General features: G+C 41.8%; 15 protein-coding genes. 11 read left to right on the top strand and 4 right to left on the bottom strand.

The genetic code is table 11. From position 1 onward, the window contains the following. Positions 1-27: 27 nt before the first annotated feature. Positions 28-1,215 carry a XylR family transcriptional regulator gene (locus tag ACYTPF_RS12500; RefSeq protein ID WP_461852437.1) on the bottom strand — a complete coding sequence of 396 codons (1,188 nt, stop codon included), beginning with the start codon at positions 1,213-1,215 and terminating at the stop codon, positions 28-30. 196 nt (positions 1,216-1,411) lie between these two features. Here ACYTPF_RS12500 and ACYTPF_RS12495 point away from each other — a divergent pair, with 196 nt between their 5' ends. Together ACYTPF_RS12495 and ACYTPF_RS12490 are read left to right on the top strand one after the other, a co-directional pair. Beyond that, entirely contained in the window at positions 1,412-2,113 is a 702-nt protein-coding gene (locus ACYTPF_RS12495; RefSeq protein ID WP_461852436.1) for an NUDIX hydrolase, read from the top strand. Positions 2,114-2,239: 126 nt separating this feature from the next. Beyond that, complete coding sequence (locus ACYTPF_RS12490) at positions 2,240-3,067, top strand: hypothetical protein (protein WP_461852435.1); 828 nt, start codon at positions 2,240-2,242, stop codon at positions 3,065-3,067. An 80-nt stretch (positions 3,068-3,147) separates the two neighbouring features. Here the strand turns inward: ACYTPF_RS12490 and ACYTPF_RS12485 are convergent, their stop codons facing one another. Then, entirely contained in the window at positions 3,148-4,278 is a 1,131-nt protein-coding gene (locus ACYTPF_RS12485; protein ID WP_461852434.1) for an endo-1,4-beta-xylanase, read from the bottom strand. A gap of 187 nt (positions 4,279-4,465) precedes the next feature. Between ACYTPF_RS12485 and ACYTPF_RS12480 the strand changes: the two genes are divergently transcribed. From ACYTPF_RS12480 to ACYTPF_RS12450, 7 genes are read left to right on the top strand one after another with little or no spacing between them, the layout of a single operon-like run. Further along, the gene (locus ACYTPF_RS12480) at positions 4,466-5,797 is read left to right on the top strand and encodes a glycoside-pentoside-hexuronide (GPH):cation symporter (RefSeq protein WP_461852433.1); all 1,332 of its coding nucleotides are present in this window, start codon (positions 4,466-4,468) and stop codon (positions 5,795-5,797) included. A gap of 14 nt (positions 5,798-5,811) precedes the next feature. Next, positions 5,812-6,855 carry a glycoside hydrolase family 43 protein gene (locus tag ACYTPF_RS12475; protein ID WP_461852432.1) on the top strand — a complete coding sequence of 348 codons (1,044 nt, stop codon included), beginning with the start codon at positions 5,812-5,814 and terminating at the stop codon, positions 6,853-6,855. A gap of 5 nt (positions 6,856-6,860) precedes the next feature. Then, the gene (locus ACYTPF_RS12470) at positions 6,861-8,351 is read left to right on the top strand and encodes a tryptophan halogenase family protein (RefSeq protein WP_461852431.1); all 1,491 of its coding nucleotides are present in this window, start codon (positions 6,861-6,863) and stop codon (positions 8,349-8,351) included. Then, on the top strand, positions 8,344-9,045 hold the full coding sequence (locus ACYTPF_RS12465) for a SapC family protein (protein ID WP_461852430.1): 702 nt from the start codon (positions 8,344-8,346) through the stop codon (positions 9,043-9,045). The genes ACYTPF_RS12470 and ACYTPF_RS12465 overlap by 8 nt, the downstream gene beginning before the upstream one ends. Positions 9,046-9,054: 9 nt before the next feature. Next, positions 9,055-10,062 (top strand): cupin-like domain-containing protein, encoded by a 1,008-nt coding sequence (locus tag ACYTPF_RS12460; protein ID WP_461852429.1) that lies wholly within the window; start codon positions 9,055-9,057, stop codon positions 10,060-10,062. A gap of 11 nt (positions 10,063-10,073) precedes the next feature. Then, entirely contained in the window at positions 10,074-11,564 is a 1,491-nt protein-coding gene (locus ACYTPF_RS12455; protein ID WP_461852428.1) for a tryptophan halogenase family protein, read from the top strand. Positions 11,565-11,575: 11 nt separating this feature from the next. After that, positions 11,576-12,262 (top strand): DUF6445 family protein, encoded by a 687-nt coding sequence (locus ACYTPF_RS12450; protein WP_461852427.1) that lies wholly within the window; start codon positions 11,576-11,578, stop codon positions 12,260-12,262. Between the two features lie 39 nt (positions 12,263-12,301). Here the strand turns inward: ACYTPF_RS12450 and ACYTPF_RS12445 are convergent, their stop codons facing one another. Beyond that, positions 12,302-15,340: a TonB-dependent receptor gene (locus ACYTPF_RS12445; RefSeq protein WP_461852426.1), complete on the bottom strand. Its 3,039-nt coding sequence runs from the start codon at positions 15,338-15,340 to the stop codon at positions 12,302-12,304. Between the two features lie 109 nt (positions 15,341-15,449). Further along, complete coding sequence (locus ACYTPF_RS12440; protein WP_461852425.1) at positions 15,450-16,385, bottom strand: SMP-30/gluconolactonase/LRE family protein; 936 nt, start codon at positions 16,383-16,385, stop codon at positions 15,450-15,452. Positions 16,386-16,527: 142 nt separating this feature from the next. Between ACYTPF_RS12440 and ACYTPF_RS12435 the strand changes: the two genes are divergently transcribed. Next, positions 16,528-17,658: an endo-1,4-beta-xylanase gene (locus ACYTPF_RS12435; RefSeq protein ID WP_461852424.1), complete on the top strand. Its 1,131-nt coding sequence runs from the start codon at positions 16,528-16,530 to the stop codon at positions 17,656-17,658. Positions 17,659-17,815: 157 nt separating this feature from the next. Next, positions 17,816-19,273, top strand: coding sequence for a xylulokinase (xylB, locus tag ACYTPF_RS12430; protein WP_461852423.1), 1,458 nt, complete (start codon positions 17,816-17,818; stop codon positions 19,271-19,273). The last annotated feature ends 10 nt before the right edge of the window (positions 19,274-19,283 follow it).

Raw genomic sequence — 19,283 nt, 5'->3', positions numbered from 1 at the left:
TTCCCCTGCTGCCTAGCAGGGGCTTACTCACCTTGGACTTGGAGCTCGATTATAGTGCTCCTCCCTGTATTGGGTAGGAGTTAAATCGAAATGCTTTTTAAATACAGCATACATGTATTGAAGTGAAGGGTAACCACTTTGTAAAGCAACAGACTTAGTAGGTAATTCCGTTTGTTCTAGCAAACTCCTCGCTTTATTGAGCTTTTCATTATGTATTTCGCTATGAACTGTATGTCCGCGTTCCAATATAAACCGCTGCTCTAAGTTTGAGCGAGAAATCCCAATAAAATCGGTAACTTGATCAACTTTGATTCCTTTGGTCGCGTTTTGCCTGATAAACTGCATCGCTTGTATAACATAAGGGTCTTTGAGTGACTTGTAGTCTGATGATTGACGAGCTGACACGCCAGCAGGAGGAACCAATACTCTTACATTTTCGGTTGAAGGGCGAGTTAGTCTGCGGTGTAAGAGCTTCGCTGCTCGATAACCCATTTCTACTGCACCTTGCGTTACCGAGCTTAAACTAACTCGACTTAAGTGACGAGCAATATCGTCATCGTCAATACCAATAACCGAGATTTTATCCGGCACCGCAATACCTGCCAACTCACAAGCTTGCAGAATATGTCGCGCGCGACTATCTGTAACAGCGATAATGCCTATTGGCTTTGGCAAGCTATCTAGCCAGTCAGCAAGCCTATTGATTGCGTAGTGCCAAGTATCAGGACTTGTTACCACTCCTTGATAAAAAAACTCTTCATATCCTTGAGAACTAACTAGGTGCTTGTAAATCTTTTCTCTTTGCAGTGCCCATAAATGAGAGTCGTCTGATGGTACACTATAAAACCCAAAACGTTCTAAACCACGGTTTTTTAGATGCTCGAATGCCTGCTTAACTACTTCATAATTATCGGTAGCGACATAGGGTACTGGTGGGTAGTCTTCCTTATCAAAATATGAGCTTCCCACGCCGATTACGGGTTTATCTGATTGCGACAATGCGTTTCTAATTTCTAAAGAGTCGAAATCAGCAATAACACCGTCCCCCGACCAGTCATCTATATGGTGCAATCTTGCGGTAAAGTCTTCTTCTAGATATACATTCCAATTTACTTTTGAAGCTTGTAGATAGACTCCTACACCCTCGATGACTTGCCGGTCATAGATTTTATTGGCATTGAAGAGGAGAGAAATACTGTGCTTAATGTCAAACAAACCATACCTCCTTTGTCATAGTATTAATTTCTTGTTGAATAGTTCATTATGACTATTATGATTTAGTGTTTTCTAATAACTATCATGCATAAATAATCGCCGCACACTACAACCATATTGTAATAATGACCATAACATATTGGCAAATTATTTTATTTTTTATTAACATTATCTTTTGACAAACTATAGGTAACTAATGCCAACTTCACTCCCTTCTTACGCAGGCCCATACCTCCCCCACTTATCTGTAGATAATATTGTTTTTGGTATTATTGAAGGTAAGCTCAACGTTCTTGTAGCTAAGTACAACGAAGGTGATGCAAAAGGAAAGCAGGGGCTATTGGGAGGATGGATTGGCTTTGATGAGAGCATTGATGAAGCGGCAAAAAGATTAGTCAGCGACATAACGGGAGAGCAAGATTTCCATATGGAACAGCTCAGAGCATTTGGCGAACCAGATAGATTTCACCTCGATAGGGTAATTACGATTGCTTACTACACTTTAGTAAGACCTGAGAACTACAAGTTCGAGCCCGGTTTCACGGCTGACGACGTTTCGTGGTATCCCGCTAATAATCTCCCACCACTTATCTATGATCACAATGAATTAGTAGAGGTCGCATTAGAACAGTTAAAAAGAAAGATTAGATTTGAACCTATAGGATTTAACTTACTACCTGATAAGTTTACGTTAAAGCAGCTACTGGAAGTCTACGAAGCAATTTGGGGCATTAAGCTTGATAAACCAAACTTCCGACGAAAGATATTAAAAATGAATTTGCTAGTAGACTGCAAGGAAAAGCAGAAAGGGGTAACTCATAGAGCCGCAAACTACTATCGTTTTGATCCTATTGTTTATCAAAAGCTTTGCGAACATGGCTTCAATTTCGAATTTTGAAGATACTTGCTCCTAAGCCTCAATATAGACTCAAAATTTTAATTACAACATTATTAAAAATCGAAAAAAGCGCGCAGTTCCCCCCCTGTTATAGTCGGTAAAACTTAAACTCAACAGGAGCAAACAATGAAATTGCCTTTTTTTCTTTCAATATTAGTTTTCACATCCTGCCTTGCGTCGGCAGATGAAATACGAAAACCACTTTTCGACAAAAGTAATGACTTACTACTGCTGAACTTTGATTTAAAAACGGATGTGGACGACGTTCACACCATAGCCGCGTCTGATCTAGTTTTTAATCATCCTTCATTCTCGAACATAAATGTATTGGCAGTCACCGGAACTTATGGCGTTCAAAGTGGATTATATGTGCCTGCCGACGAACTAATGGATAAAGTTTTCAATGATAAGTGGACTGACGCACACATGTACCTCGCTGACTCCATAAAGTTAACTATTGAAAAGATGCATGATGTCTTAAGTACTGGAGGTAAGGTATGGATTGCAGAAGCAGGGCAAAGCGACTATACAGCAATAGTTATGCGGACGTATTTGTCACGATTTGGGAGCCTCCCTCACTCTTCAATAATAGTTGTTCAACACAGTGAATGGAATGAAGAGAACACCAGTGCCGATGCTTTGCAATTTGTTAAAGAAAACGCCACTTACATTAAAATACCTGATGGAAATATTACCGATAACGGTTCACCTGGCTTTAACGACCCATCTTTCAATGCAAAGAATCTCGAAAAAATAAAAAGAACCTCGACCGTTTGGAGTCTAGCTAGTTCAATATCATCCCAGTACAACGGCATAAACGGTCGCTACCTGAATGAAACGATTGATAAAGGAGGCGTAGACTTCTCAGACTTAGTAGAAATTTCATGGATACTCGGTCTTGATAAACTTGATAACACTCAAAATTTCTTCAATAACTTTCTAGACAATCATTAATTCAAGCCGATACCTATTACTTAACACTTTTGGGGCGGCCTGACCGCCGCCCCTTAAATTATTAGGCAAAGCTACCCTTTCTATGCGCCTGGCAGACGTTTAGCAAAGTCTTTCAAATTCGCATCTCTATCAAATAACAGCGGATAATCTGTTCGACCAGGCATAGGCCAATCATTTCGCCACGAGTGTGCGTCGTGAATTCCCCAGAAAGTAATGCGTCCGATTTTATCACTGTTACGATTAAATATGGCAAATAAAGCTTGGTATCGCGACGACAATGCCTCCTGTTTATCTGAGGGCAAGCCATTTTCATAGGGGTTGAACTCGTCTTGCAAAGCAAGCGATACCCCTACATCAGCCCCCATATTTTTATCATCCGGAAAAGGCAATACCGAGATATCTAGTTCAGTGATCATCACATCCACACCAACTGCAGCAAAGGCATTTATACTTGCTTCAACATCAGAGAAGTTGGGATATTCAAGAGCATAATGTGCTTGCATGCCCACACCATCAATGCGAATCCCTTCTGCCTTCAATTTCTTAACCAGTTCAACGACACCATTACGCTTTTCTGGTTTGAATAGGTTGTAATCGTTGTAATATAGTTTTGCATTTGGTGCAGCTTCTTGGGCAAATTTAAATGCATACTCTAGGTAATCATCACCGATTATGCTTCGCCACTTTGAATCGCGAAGAGTACCATCTTCATTAAATGCCTCATTCACCACATCCCATGCATAAACACTGTCTTTGTAGCGGCCCGCTACCGCAGTTATGTGCCTCTTCATTAGCTGCAAGAGTTCATCTCTGCTTTTCTCACTGCCATCTTTTCGATGAAAGACCCAATCAGGTGTTTGGCTATGCCAAACCAGTGTATGCCCAACAAGTTGCATACTATGTTTATTTGAAAAGGCCACTAATGCATCAGGTCGAGTAAAAGAAAATGTGCCAGGCTGAGGGTGAATTTCCTCCCATTTCATCATATTTTCTGGCGTTAATGTGTTGTAATGGTGAGCAATCAATCTGCTCTCAGCAACATTAGCAATATGCCGTTCGTTAACCGCAGCGCCTATACTGTACTTATCATTAAAGGCTTTCTTTAAGCTAAAATCTTCGCCTGTATTTCCGCTCCTATTAACTTCACCACTGCAACCTGTCATCCATACGATGGCACTCACAACACACGCAACAAATATTCTTCGATTCACAAAATTCCCCTTATAGTCATTGGAACCATAAATTCTGCTGGACATATCATAGTAAGACAAACAATCATTTTTACCATTGCCGTTACAATTTTAAGTTTTTAACTAGACATAACTTTTACACAGTATACTTTACATTAACATTTAGTAGTTATAGTATTTTTGACAATTAGAATTAGAGAGATGTTTAGTGAAAGCTACTGCATTAAGTGTTAAACAAAAATTTGGTTATGGTTTAGGCGACACTGCTAGCAACATTGTTTTTCAAATGGTTGCTAACTTTATGTTGATTTTTTACACGGATGTTTTCGGAATAACGGCAGCAGCAGCAGGTACTTTGTTGCTCGTAGTACGCTTGTTTGACGGCATTACAGACCCTGTTATGGGTACTATAGCTGACCGTACCCGAGCAAAACTTGGAGGTTATCGACCCTACCTTCTCTATTTAGCCATCCCGTTTGGCATTTTCGCTGTTCTCGCTTTCTACACACCCGATTGGTCATACAACTACAAGTTGGCTTATGCATACGTCACATACGGATTATTAATGACCGTATACACAGCTATTAATATTCCCTACGGTGCTCTCGGAGGAACCATGACGACGGATCCTACCGAAAGAGCCTCTTTGCAATCTTATCGCTTTGCTATGGCCATGTTTGCCATGTTCTTAGTAGTGTGGGCTATTCCAAAGTTAGTAGCGTTTTTTGGTAAAGGCAGCGACCAACAAGGCTACCCAATCGCTATGCTGTTTATGAGCGTATTAGCCATTCTGTGTTTTGTTCTGTGCTATTTTCTAACTTCTGAGGAGAAGGTACAAATTGAGGGAGAGGAGAAAGCCAAGCTCTCTGATTTTTATTTGCTGTTAAAAAACAGCCAGTGGACATTAGTAGCGCTTATTAGCTTATTCACTCTAATCCTTATTGGTGTACGTTCCTCAGTTGCTCCTCATTATATAAAATACTATTTAGAGCAGCCTGATCTAATTTCTTCTTTCTTAACTGTCGCAGCTATAGGTTCTGTATTAGGCGCAGTATCTACTCACCTTCTGACAAAAAGAATTCAAAAAATTAGTCTTTTTAAAGTGGCTTTAATCGTCATTATTATATCTCACATTTTGTTTTTCATTGTTCCGCCTTCCTCAGTTGCGGTCATATTCTCACTTTTCTTTATTGCCAATTTTGCTCATATGATCATCACACCACTCATGTTTTCAATGGTGGCAGACACCATCGACTTTGGTGAGAAAATCAGTGGTAAAAAGCTTACAGCTATTGCTTTTTCAGGCCATTTATTAGCGATAAAGCTCGGTTTCGCTATTGGAGGTGCTATAGCAGGATGGCTGCTTTCAGTGTTTGGTTATATCGCAAACCAACCACAAAGTGCAGAAGCCCTTCAAGGAATCCTCATCGCATTTGCCGGAATTCCTATTCTTTGTACGGCAGCTGCATTTATTTTCATCACGCGCTATCGGCTAAGTGAAACAGCCGTTATAGATATACAACATTCGCTTTCAAAGTAGTTAACAGGTTTAATATGCAATTAAGTCATGCAGAAGAAGTTCAAATTAAAGATGCAGAGCGTGCAGAGACGCTTACGGAGAACCAGAAGGATAAACCGCTTGTAGAACACATTTATACAGCTGATCCATCTGCTCATGTTTTTGAGGGTAAAATTTATGTCTACCCCTCTCATGACATTGAACAAGAAGGCGGCCCCTCTGTAAATGATGACGGTGACCAGTACGCTATGCGTGACTACCACGTTTTGTCATTATCAGAAGACTTACAAAAGGCCACTGACCACGGTGTAGCATTGTCACTAGAGGACATTCCGTGGGCTAGTGAGCAGTTGTGGGCACCCGATGCTGCGAAAAAGGGAGATACCTACTATTTTTATTTCCCTGCTCGGGACAGAAATGGCTTATTTCGCATCGGTGTAGCAACTTCATCGGCACCTACTGGTCCGTTTAAAGCTGAAAATAGTTACATTGAGGGGACTTTCAGTATCGACCCTGCAGTATTTGAAGACGACGACGGTAGTTATTATCTCTATTTTGGTGGTTTGTGGGGGGGACAATTGGAACATTGGGAGAACAATCAATATTCCATCTATGCAGCGAACCGTGAAGCCAGCGATCCTGCGTTTTGCCCTCGAGTAGCAAAGCTTTCTAATGACATGATTTCATTAGAAACAGCGCCTAAAGAAATTTTAATCTATAACGAACTCGGTGAACTTATTACAGCAGGGGACAACCACCGCCGCTTTTTTGAAGCCGCATGGCTGCATAAGCACGAAGGTGTTTATTATTTCTCTTACTCCACAGGCGATACACACAAAATAGTCTATGCTACTGGCGCCTCACCGTTTGGTCCTTTCACATACCAAGGCACTATATTAGAACCTGTTCTTGGATGGACCAATCACCACAGTATCGTTTCATACAACGATAAATGGTATCTGTTTTATCACGATAGTACCTTGTCAAAAGGACAGTCACATTTGCGCAGTGTAAAAATGACTGAAATTATCCATGACGATGACGGCAGAATCATTACGTACAACGCTTACAAAGAGTGAATGATATGAAAGTTGTTATTGTTGGCGGCGGTACCGCAGGCTGGCTTTGCGCAGCATTAATAGCTGCTAAGCATCAGCCACAGATTGTAACAGGTCAGCTGACAGTAACACTTATTGAATCAGCTAACACTCCGACGTTGGGGGTCGGTGAAGGAACTTGGCCCTCAATGCGTGCGACGCTCAGAACGATTGGCATTAGTGAAACTGCGTTTCTGCTTGCCTGCGACGCAACATTCAAGCAAGGGTCGACATTTTTAAACTGGATAGCGGGCGACGACCGATATCATCACCCTTTCTCTCCCCCCGACCGCCAGGCTGCTCATCAGCACGAGGAAACAAATGTTGAGATAACCGCTAAGCAATCGTCTCAGGTAGATTTAATAAGACACCACAGAACGCCTAAATTACTCAGTGCAACTGATTATGAGTTTACTGCAAATTACGGGTATCACTTAGACGCTGACAAGTTTGTTGCACTGTTACAACAACACTGTACCAGCGCTCTAGGTGTACTTCATCAATACGATGATATAGCAACGTGTAAAGTCAATCACGAAGGCAACTTGCTGTCGGTGCTAAGTTTAAAAGGCGCGAGTTATGAAGGTGATCTATTTATAGATTGTTCAGGCGCAAAGGGTCTCTTGATTAACGGCCACTATAATGTGGGATTGACGGACGTAAGTCACATATTACCGAACAATTGTGCTATCGCCTGCCGAGTCCCGTACAATCAAAGCGACGCTCCGATATACTCAAGTACGAGAGCTACTGCCACATCACACGGTTGGATTTGGGATATAGGTTTACAAAGTCGTCGAGGTATCGGTCACGTTTTTTCAACAAGTTTCTCAGACAAAACATCAGTTGAAGCACAATTGCGAGGGTATATAGAACAAGACCCTTACCTCTCATTGCGAGACCTTTCTTTTAAAGAAATAAGATTTACAGCTGGTTATAGAACTACATTTTGGCGTAATAACTGTGTTGCGGTTGGTATGGCTGCAGGTTTCATCGAACCATTGGAAGCTACTGCGTTAGCGCTAGTAGAACAATCAGCATTGTTTATCGCATCGCATCTGACAAATAAATCGACTTCAATGGCAGCAGTATCGAAGCGCTTTAACCGATTGATGACTGAGTATTGGCAGGAAGTAGTAGATTTTTTAAAACTTCATTACGCCTTATCTACACGAAATGACTCGCCTTATTGGCGGGAAGTAAGGTCTCAAGACTCCCTCCCTGCCTCACTGAAAGAAAAGTTACTCATTTGGCAAGCTTTACCAGCTTCAATCTACGATACAGAAATGAAAACGCCGTTATTTTCGCACAACAGTTTTCATTATGTTCTAACAGGTGCTCGACAATACTTGCCCGCAATGAAAGTAAAAGTCGCGGATCCTTCGTTTAACCATCATTTAGTGAATGCCCTGCCAACTCAAAGACACTACTTTACTCAGTTACATCATGCGAACAATAAGGTGAAAAAATATGCCTAGCATTGAAGTTGTTAATAATATTGATCACGCAAATATTTATATAAACACAACATTTACTGAAGCGAACAGCAATATAAGCTGGGTGTATCCCACCTTCATTCAAGAATTTCGCCTCGTCATGAGAGAGTACCCAATTTTATTTCAACAAACTCAAGACGGTACCCTCACACCGGTAGTACTATGTGGACTAAGTGCAAAAGAAAATGTATTTGTTTCCGACGGAGAGTGGCGCGCTCGTAATATTCCACTATCTGCACAACGCTTACCATTTTCTATCGGCTTTCAGCAATCAGACTCTACTTCGACTCCCATCGTCACACTAGATACCACCTCTCCACAGGTCAATACTCGCGGAGAGGGGCTACCACTTTTCTTGCCTCACGGAGGCAATAGCCCCTACCTAGACCAGATTACAGATATATTAGAGCACCTTCACAATGGCCTAGTCTCTTCACAACCTTTTATTGATACGTTGAATGAATTGGCGCTCATTGAGCCCGTCACTTTGAACATAAAGTCAACTCATGGGAACAAGCAGCTCATTGGGTTTAATACAATCAATGAGGATAAACTTTCGTCATTGAGTATTGACGAGCTAAAGATTCTGCATGACCGAAATTATTTAGAAGCGGTCTACCTTATGCTGGCATCACTTCAAAATGTTCAAGCAATTAGTGAAAAAAGTCAGCGATAGTAGGTCGTTATGCAAATCACATCGCTACCAAATTTACCAGAGCTGTCGTTAGAAACTTTCGAAGGCGATCCCTTACACTATTTAATGTCCAGCGAACCATTCGTCGTTAGACGGTTCGCTGCACAATGGCCACTGTATTCTTGTGTAAGCACTGATATCGACTTTCTGCATTTGTTAAGTAATTGTGCTGCTGAAACAACCTTACCGTATTTCGAGCTTCCTCCATCGGCAAAAGGCAGAATATTTTATAACTCTGATTTTTCCGGCTTTAACTTCTCCCAATCCCGTGACGTTTTTCATATTTTTGCTAAAAAACTGATAGATCGAGATACGTGCTGCTACTTAGGAAGCACGCCTGTATCTCATGCCTTTCCAACACTATTCTCCATGATAAACGCGCCTTGGGCTCCCACTGATTCAATTGTTAATCTTTGGATAGGCAACGCTTGCTCGGTAGGAGCACATTATGACGTATTACAGAATTTAGCGGTCAACGTTACAGGTCAGAGAACATTCACCTTATTTCCGCCTGAATCCATCGTCAACTTATATCCAGGACCTATACACAGGGCCCCCGGCGGTCAAGCGATAAGCTTGGTAGATTTTGCAGATATTGATGAAAAGCAATACCCCAGATTTAAAAACGCCTTAGATAGCGCGATGACTGCTACCTTGTCAGAAGGCGACGCCATCTTCATTCCGTCACTGTGGTGGCATCACGTGCAAGGTAAGAAACGAATCAATACGCTGTTGAATTTTTGGTACAAACATAAAGAGACTCCTTCCCAACAGTTACGTCCAATGGACGCGCTCTCCTATTGTATTGCTGCAGTGCGTGATTTGCCAAAAGCACAACGTAAAGGCTGGTTAGACGTTTTCAAATACTATGTATTTGAGCACGATAGTGCGGACACTGAACACATACCGATTAGTGCACGCGAGAGGCTGACAAGTCCTCTGCCTAATGACATACAAAAAAAGATTCGGGCTCAAATGACAAATAATTTAAAGCGATAGGGGTTAAGACAATGAGTGTTAATTCATACAAAAACATAGTTATAGCGGGAGGAGGAACCGCTGGTTGGATGGCCGGTGTAGCTTTCGCAAAACTGCTTGGTAACCAAGTCAAAGTTACCCTTATTGAGGCCGATGATATACCTACTGTAGGCGTTGGAGAAGCTACCATTCCATCACTTCACGTTTTTCATGATTTACTTAAAATCAACGAAGCTGAGTTCATGAAAGCTACAGGTGCAACGTTTAAGTTGGGGATACAATTTGATAACTGGTATGAGAAAAATGCTGGATATCTTCACTCGTTCGGCTATTTAGGAAAAGGATGTTGGGCAGCTGGTTTTCAACACTTTTGGCTTCGCGGTCAAAAATTAGGTATAAGCAAATCACTGGGCGATTATTGCGTAGAACATCTCGCTTGCAGGGTAGGACAGTTTGCTACAGCACCTGGGCAGCCTAGAAATTACGCATACCACCTAGATGCTACCCGTTACGCAGTTTTTCTTAAAAAACTAGCGATCGAAAATGGGCTACATCACATTCCGCAAAGAATCACCGCGGTAAACATGTCTGAAAAGGACGGCACCATCGAGTCGCTATCATTGAACGACAATGAGACTGTTTACGGCGATCTGTTTATTGACTGCACGGGATTTAAAGGCTTGTTAATAGAGCAGGCGTTAAATACCGGATTTGAGGACTGGGGTCATTGGCTCCCTATGAATAGTGCTGTTGTGGCACAAACGACACTGACAGAGCAATGCAAGGTACCGTTTACACGGTCAATCGCGCACGATGCTGGATGGCGTTGGAAAATTCCACTTCAACATCGTACTGGTAACGGAATGGTGTACAGCGATAAATTCATCAATGATGATGATGCCAAGCTAATGTTCGAGCAAAGCCTAGCAGCCCCGCCTATTACTACTCCTCGTTTACTTAAATTTAAAACTGGCACTCGCAGGCAGCATTGGAACAAAAACTGCGTAGCTATCGGGCTTTCGAGTGGATTTATTGAACCATTAGAGTCTACGAGTATTCATCTAATTCAACAAAGTATCATTCGTCTTTTGCAGCTAATCCCCAACAATCAGGATTATGTACCCAACCAATTGCTTTTCAATCAACGTATGCGCTTTGAAATGGAGAATATACGTGATTTCATCATTCTTCATTACCACGCCACAGCCCGCAAGGACACACCCTTTTGGCGTTTTTGTAAAGGAATGGCAGTACCTAAAAGCCTGGAAAGGCGAATCGCACTATTTAGTTCATCAGGCCATGTATATAAACAAGATGAAGAGCTTTTTGGAGAAGACTCGTGGTTACAAGTTATGCTGGGACAAGGCCTCTACCCAAAGTCCTACCATGCAATCGCTGATGCTATGGAGCCAGCTGAGCTTAGCAGCTTTTTAGAAAATATTTATTCACAGGTAAGACGACAGGTCGATAGGTTTCCTTCGCATACTGATTTCATTAAACAATACGCTAAAAGCGAAGAATAAGAATATTCGAAATGCTTCTTTCAGAAAAGACTTTTGTCCGTGGCATCCACGAAGGCCAAGCCAAAGTCATTGTAACAACTAAAATTTTCGAGCATCCTGACAAAGTTGTGAATTGGATAGAATTAAATCATAGCTTTAAACAAAGTAGTACTTTTTACCCCGGCGTTAGAACGCCTATTCCACTTTGGATGCTTAAGCCCGTTGTAACGGCTGCCATACGTTCGATTCGAAAAGTTTTTAATATCCCTAATAGCTTAGTGCCGCAGTTAAGGGGAGCCGATTTCTCTTTAATTACTACCGAACCATCTAGACTTGGCGTTATGCAAAGAATACCTCATTATGACGACGTGTATCCTTTTCAATTTGCTGCCTTGTGTTACCTCTCAGAGCCTCCTCACGGTGGAACCGGTTTTTTTCGGCATAACGAAAGTAAAATATTTCGTTTGCTGGAGCATGATGAAGCACCTTATCTAAATACATTACAGAAAGAACTCTCGCATGAAACACCAATGTCTCAGTATCCTTCGAGAGCTTGCCCTCTTTTTACGCTTACTGACATTATTGATTACACTTACAATACGATGGTCATTTATCCAGGTAACCTTTTACACAGTGCATTGATTGAACCACAAAGCGATATTTCAACGGATATAAAAAACGGTAGATTAACCGCAAATATTTTTATCCGTTTTGGCTAATATTAAAAAGGCCTCGAATGAGGCCTTAGTTAAATAGCACTAAAAACTGTAGCGAACTCCTAAATTGTATCTAGCCCCCGTTTGGGTAATTCTATATACCAATCTGTCGTCACGCCCCACTTGCTTGTTTTGTTCATCAGTTATGTTTATTCCTTCAACAAAAACAGATAAACCTTCCACTGACTCAAAATCATAACTTAGATTAACGTCAATTTGATGATAGGCATCGGTAAAAATCGGCGCTGTTAAATCACCATTTACCCTTCTCTCACTTAAAAATTTGTCTCTCCAGTTATAAGAAACCCTAGCCTGTAAACCGTTTTTCTCATAGAAAGCTACTAGGTTTGCCGTATCAGACAAACCAACGAGTGCTTCGGTATCAGACAACGAATTGACGTCGTAACTCAAGTCTGTATCAACGTAAGTGTAGTTAAATATTCCTCCAAAACCGGTATCACCGAAATTATGTTGGACATTAAACTCAATCCCATCAATGGTGTGCTCTGTATCACCATTTACAGGGACGTTTACGTTGAACACTACAAGATTATCTGAGTCAGGATCGCCTACTATAGAACCACCGTCTAAATTGCCATCTTCATCAAAATTAGGCGTAACCAAAGGGTCATCAGCATAGTTAGTCAGAATATAGTTACGTATTTCTTCGTTTGAAGCATTAGCGCCTAGTGCAGCAACAGCAGCATCAAATTTCGCACCATCTAATGGGTTAGCAAGATTGAAAACTGTCGATTCCACGGTGCCAGTTGTGATCCAATTGCTTACTTCTTTTCTAAAGTAACCCAACGAAACATAGCTACCTTCGTCATAATACCACTCTGCCGCAAGGTCTAGGTTTTTAGATTCTAAAGGTCTAACCCCTGGGTTTCCAGATTGACCAGAATACCCACTTAAGCTCCCACCTGTATTAATGGTTGTTCCGCCTTGTAGAGCATTATAGCTGGCTCGCGATAATGTTTTACCCAATGCAAGTCGCATGACAACGTCATCTGTAACGTTAAGATTGAAGTTAAAGTTAGGCAAGAAGTTATTGTAGTCAGCTTCTTGACTAAGGGTTTCTACCCCCGCGAAGCCAGTTACGGACGTAGCCGTGTCCTCGTTCCACTCAACACGAGTATAAGAAGGAGCCGCAGCCGTTGAAAGCACTTTGGTCTGCTCGTACCTTGCACCTAATAGCAAGTTATAGAACATGTCACCAATTTCGCCTTCATGCTTCACTTGTGCGAAAACTGACTTAATTTTCTCTTCGGTATAGCGATTTGTTCCTGCATCCCAGTTCGTAGACGCACAGAAATGTCCTTCTCCGTTAGGTCCAGCCACTGCTCCTTCGGGTGCTAGGCAGTCGCCCCACACAGAATCAACGTTAGCTGTCGGATCAGCAAACTCAGCAGCACGTACAATTTCATCAAAATCAGCGAACCAAATTCTGTCAAACACGTCGTACAAAGATTGGGTAGCAGTGCCAGCAAAGTCGCTTGCACTTCCATTGAACTTATCTAGGATTGTATCTTCTTCCCAATCAATATCGGCGAAATCACCTACTTCACCCACCCCACCCCAATCGGCACGCTGAACCTGTGTGTGTCTGTATCGGTTACTAACATTGTTTAGTGAAATCCCAAAATCTATTGAGGTGTAATCAGAAATATAATAATTTCCGGAAATTTGGGTTTGGTCCACTTCTGAAGTGTAATAGTCATTGGCAAACCAGCTTCCCGAAAGTCTAAAAGTATCAGGTGAAAACTGATCAATGTTTCCTGTTGCTATCGTAGGAATATCTCCCCGTAAATCTAATCCTGTGCGAGTTCGGGTATAAGAAGGCAGCTGAATATTGTTACGCGTTCCATGTCTTGGATCTGAAGCTTGCATCTCCGCTTCAGAGCTATGATGATCGAGTTCTAAGCGCAGATCGACAGATGCTTGCCATTGAAGGTTTAGACCGATTGAGTCTGTCGATTGCTCATTACCCCAAGCACCAACGGTAAGCGATGTATCAGCTAAATCTGCATCACTGTTTATTTCATAAATCTCTGAGTAAACTAAAGGAACGGCATTTGGCTCACCAGCCCAGATAGTTTCGCTTCTGTCACCCGCGTAATTGAACCACACTGAAGCATCTGTATGTTGCTCCTCAATATCATTTCGAATGACCGTGTAATCTAATGTTGCTGTTAAGGAGTCGATTGGTTGGTATTGTAATACTAACTGACCATTAACACGCTTCCTTTGGCGTTCCTCAAAAACATAACGAGGCTGCTGAGGAGTTGAGTAAATACCTGAAGTAGGCCTATTCTGTCCTCCAGCTTCTCCAGCAGGAACCCCCGCCCATCCAGTGTTCGTATAATCACTTCCTCGATAACCTTGATCTTGAAGAAACTCGCGCATACCACTATCTCTTTCTTGATAACTGGTATTGATAGAAACACCTACTTTGTCGTCCATAAACGTTTTGGAATAGAGACCACTAAACTCAGGCGTCAAGCTTGAATCCATGGATGAATCATCACTAACAACCTTTGCACCAAACGACGCAGTCGTTCCTGGGGATTGTAAAGGGCGATGAGTCAAAATATTGATGGTTGCTCCGATACCACCAGATTGAACACTTGCTTCTGCAGTTTTATATACTTCAACGCCCTTAACTGCCTCAGATGCAATATTTGCAAAATCGAAAGTTCTATCACCTGTAGTACGTGGCAGTTGTCGTCCGTTTAGCGTGATCATGTTCTGCGAAGCACCAAACCCGCGTACCGTAACTCGACTACCTTCGCCAGCCGCTCTATCAATTGAAACTCCAGTTATTCGTTGAAGAGACTCTGCAAGGTTTGTATCTGGGAACTTGCCCATATCCTCTGCGGAAATAGCATCTACTATTCCATCCGAATTACGCTTGACGTCCATTGCTCGCTGAAGGCTACCTTTTATGCCCTTAACTTCTATAACTTCTATAGACGAAGTAGCATTTTCTTCTGCCGCTTGTTGAGCTATCGCGGTGGCTGAGTAGCCTGCGGTTCCAATTGCAGAGAGGACTGCTGTTGTTATGAGTTTTCTCTTAAACATGTATTTTCCTCGACCCATTGTTAATGTCATGTTGACCATATGAGATATAAACACAACAACGCATGGTTAACAATATTTTAACGTTTTCTGTTTTTACGTTTTTCCTTTGTTATTTTTTATTCAACGATTGGGAGCCTTTGTATTTAGTTTTGGCAAGATATAGATAATCAGGGGTTGTAATCAAAAGTGATTTCCAGTCCTTACCGCCAAACGCAATATTAGTAATTCGGGTATCTATTTTGATTTTAGACTTTTCATTTCCGAGGTTAGAAAAAACTACGATTTCACCTGTAGTGTGGCTGGCGACGTAAATGTTTCCTTTCTCATCTACCGCTAGGCCATCGGGTGCATTCACTTTAGCAAAAAGCTGTCGTGTCGAGGTATCAACACTTCCAAAACTATCAACGTTGTATACATAAACTGAATCATTACCTGCGCCGACATAGAGTTTGTTCTCCCCTGGGGAAAGTGCCACCCCATTAGGGTTAGGCAGACTATCATCAATGATTTGAAGCTGACTCTTTTCTAAGTTAAATGCATAGACAGATGTATGTAAGAGTTCCCTTTTCCGCCCCCATAGTTGCCAGTCAGGATCGGAGAAGTAAACTACACCTAATCGACTTATAACTAAGTCGTTAGGAGAATTAAACTTTCTTCTGTTGTAGTGCGTTAAAAGCGAATAGCACTTATCCGTTATCACACACAAGCCACGCAGTTTATGATTCGCGGCATAGAGCTTTTCTTCATAAGAAATAAGGCCATTGGTACCACTATCTTTGAAAACCAACTGAGGCGTTTCACCTTCTGCCAACGTCAAAATATTTGATAACGGCCCTTCTCCGGTGTCCATTGAGAAGTGCATATCTGAAAAATAAAACCGGTCACTACTTTCAGACCAAGTAGGTCCCTCCAAGAAGCTAAACTTTCCAGGTACTTTTTTAATATCAAAAATGAGTGATTCTTCGGCGATTAAGTCGTGGTTCCTCAAGAGAAGAATAATGGTTATCACAATGTTAAAAATATAGACGTAAACGGATTTTTTCAAAACAAACCTTATTGTCATATCGACTATTAAATGTTAAATGTAATTTACAAATACTGAAAATATTTTGCAATTTTTTTGTAAAAAACAATTTAAGTTGACCTAGTTACATTGATCACTCATCGGAGTTTTGAAGGATATTGTTATGAAGATAAAGTTTTTTCTCAGTTGCTTCTCTAGCTTACTACTAATGCTCACCACCCCAGTTTCAATAGCAGAAACACTAAAAGAGCATTTTAAAAATGAATTTAAGGTTGGCGCGGCTGTCGGGCGTGACATCGTAGAAGGGAGGCTTCCCAACGCAAATCAAATCGTTGCTGAGCATTTCAATACGTTGACAATAGAAAATGATATGAAAGCGGAGATCGTAAGCCCGAAAAGAGGCGTGTACAATTTTGACTATGCTGATGCTTTTATCAACTATGCGGAAAAAATGGGTGCTTTCGTAGTGGGCCACACATTGATTTGGCATAACCAAACACCATCATGGTTTTTTACTGAAGTTGATGGGACAGCCTACAATAAGACAAAGCAAAAAGAAGTACTAGAAAACCACATTAAGGTTATGGCAACTCGTTATGAGGGTAAGGTTCATGCATGGGATGTATTAAACGAGATTATTGACGACGATGGGCAGTATCGACCGACGACTTGGGTCAATCAAATAGGTAGCGGCGACGAACTTGTTAAACTAGCCTTTCAAACCGCTCAACAATATGCATCAAATACAGAACTTTATTATAACGATTTCAATGCTTGGAAGCCTGGCAAAGTAAAGGGAATAATTAGAATGATTAGAATGCTCAAGAAAGAAGGCATTCGAATTGATGGAGTAGGAATTCAAGCACACTGGGGCCTTAACTATCCAAACATAGATTTAATAGAAAAAGCTATTGATGCTTATGCCGCAGAAGGCGTCAAGGTGATGATTAGTGAAATCGATATCGATGTATTACCAATAACAAAAGAAGGGCAAGTAATTGGAACCGGACTCCTCCATAAACAATTTCAAGAACCTGAATTCGAAACCTTTTTAGATCCTTATAAAGAAGGTCTCCCCTCAGATGTAGAAGCCCAACTTACTCAGCGATGGGCTGAATTATTTTATCTCTTTAAAAAGAAGTCTGAATTCATCGACAGAGTGACATTTTGGGGTGTAGATGATTCCACTTCGTGGAAAAACTACTACCCTATAGAGGATCGCACTAACTACCCTCTCATATGGAATCGAGATTACACGCCTAAGAGTGCTTTGGAAGCAATTCTTTCACTTTAATCATTTTTGTAGTACGCCTTCATCGTGAAGGCGTATCGTCATTTTTTTAGTAAGTTACTTGTATTTGACACAGAAATATTCATAACCACCATTGGCATTTTCGTAATTGTTGAGTTTTAAATCTTCGTTAATCTTGGGTTAAAAAAGAGGATTTGAAATGCATTACATTGGTATCGATCTAGGTACGTCAGGGGTTAAAGTAGTCGTTTGCGATCAAAATGGAGTCGTAATTGACAGCGAGTCAGCACCGCTTACGGTATCTTCACCTTCTCCAACATGGTCTGAGCAGTCCCCCTCTGACTGGTGGCTAGCTATAGATAAAGTATTGCTTTTGCTCGGAGACAGAGGAAGCCTAAAAGAAGCAAAAGCGATTGGCCTCGCCGGTCAAATGCATGGCGCGGTTTTTCTTGATTCTCATGGGGAAGTCATTCGTCCAGCAATACTATGGAACGACGGACGTTGTGCGAAAGAATGTGAAGAAATGATGCTCGAATTTCCAGAGTCGACTTCATTAACTGGTAATTTGATAATGCCGGGATTCACCGCTCCTAAAGTGAGATGGCTTGCCAAACATGAAGCTGCTAACTTCAACAAAATTTCAAAAGTTCTACTACCTAAAGACTATATTCGTTACCTATTAACAGGCAACTTTGTAAGTGACATGTCCGATGCTGCTGGCACGTGCTGGCTTGATACTAAGAAGCGAGACTGGTCTGATACTTTACTACAGCTATGCGGCCTAAATCGCTCGCATATGCCTGCATTGGTGGAAGGCACTGAGTCATCGGGAACGTTGAAGGAGTCACTCTCCAAAAGGTGGAACGTTCCTTCAATAACGGTGGTAGGTGGTGCTGGTGACAATGCCGCAGGTGCAATAGGAAGTGGCGTGACTGATAGCGGGCAAGCGATGTTATCGCTAGGTACGTCTGGAGTCATATTCGCAGTTACTGATGACTTTGTTTATAGCCCAGAGTTGGCACTACATAGCTTCTGCCACGCTTTGCCTAACAAGTGGCATGCAATGTCGGTTCACCTCAGCGCCGCATCTTGCTTACAGTGGTTTGCAAATATTGCAGCCAATGGTGATGTCGCGCCCCTTCTTAATGAACTAAATAGCTCCAGCAACTTGCCTTCCAAGTCTACGTGTTTTTTCATTCCATATCTTAGCGGAGAGCGCACACCTCACAACGACCCATCGCTCACCGGGAGATTTTGTAACCTTACCCACAACACATCTAGAAGCGATATGACATATGCAGTACTCGAGGGTGTTGCCTTCGCATTTAAAGATGGTCTGAACATCATGCAAGATGCAGGGGTGAATCTACACTCAATTTCAGTGATCGGAGGCGGAGCCCGCAGTCAGTACTGGCGACAATTGATTTCCGATGTATTGGGGCTAAAGATCGCCTACAGACAAGGGGGAGAAGTGGGTCCGGCACTAGGCGCAGCAAAGCTAGCACAAATAAATATCGAAAATACTAAAGAACTGGCTGAGCTATGCCCTGCTCCTCCGATTAATGAAGTACACAGACCAGATGAAAATCGCCATCAATTATTGATGGAAAGGTACAAAACTTTCAAACAACTAGCTAGCCAACCTCAATCAAATTAATAGGTATTTT

Source organism: Alteromonas sp. HB246098, from assembly GCF_054890645.1.
This window is presented reverse-complemented; position numbering and strand designations above follow the sequence as displayed.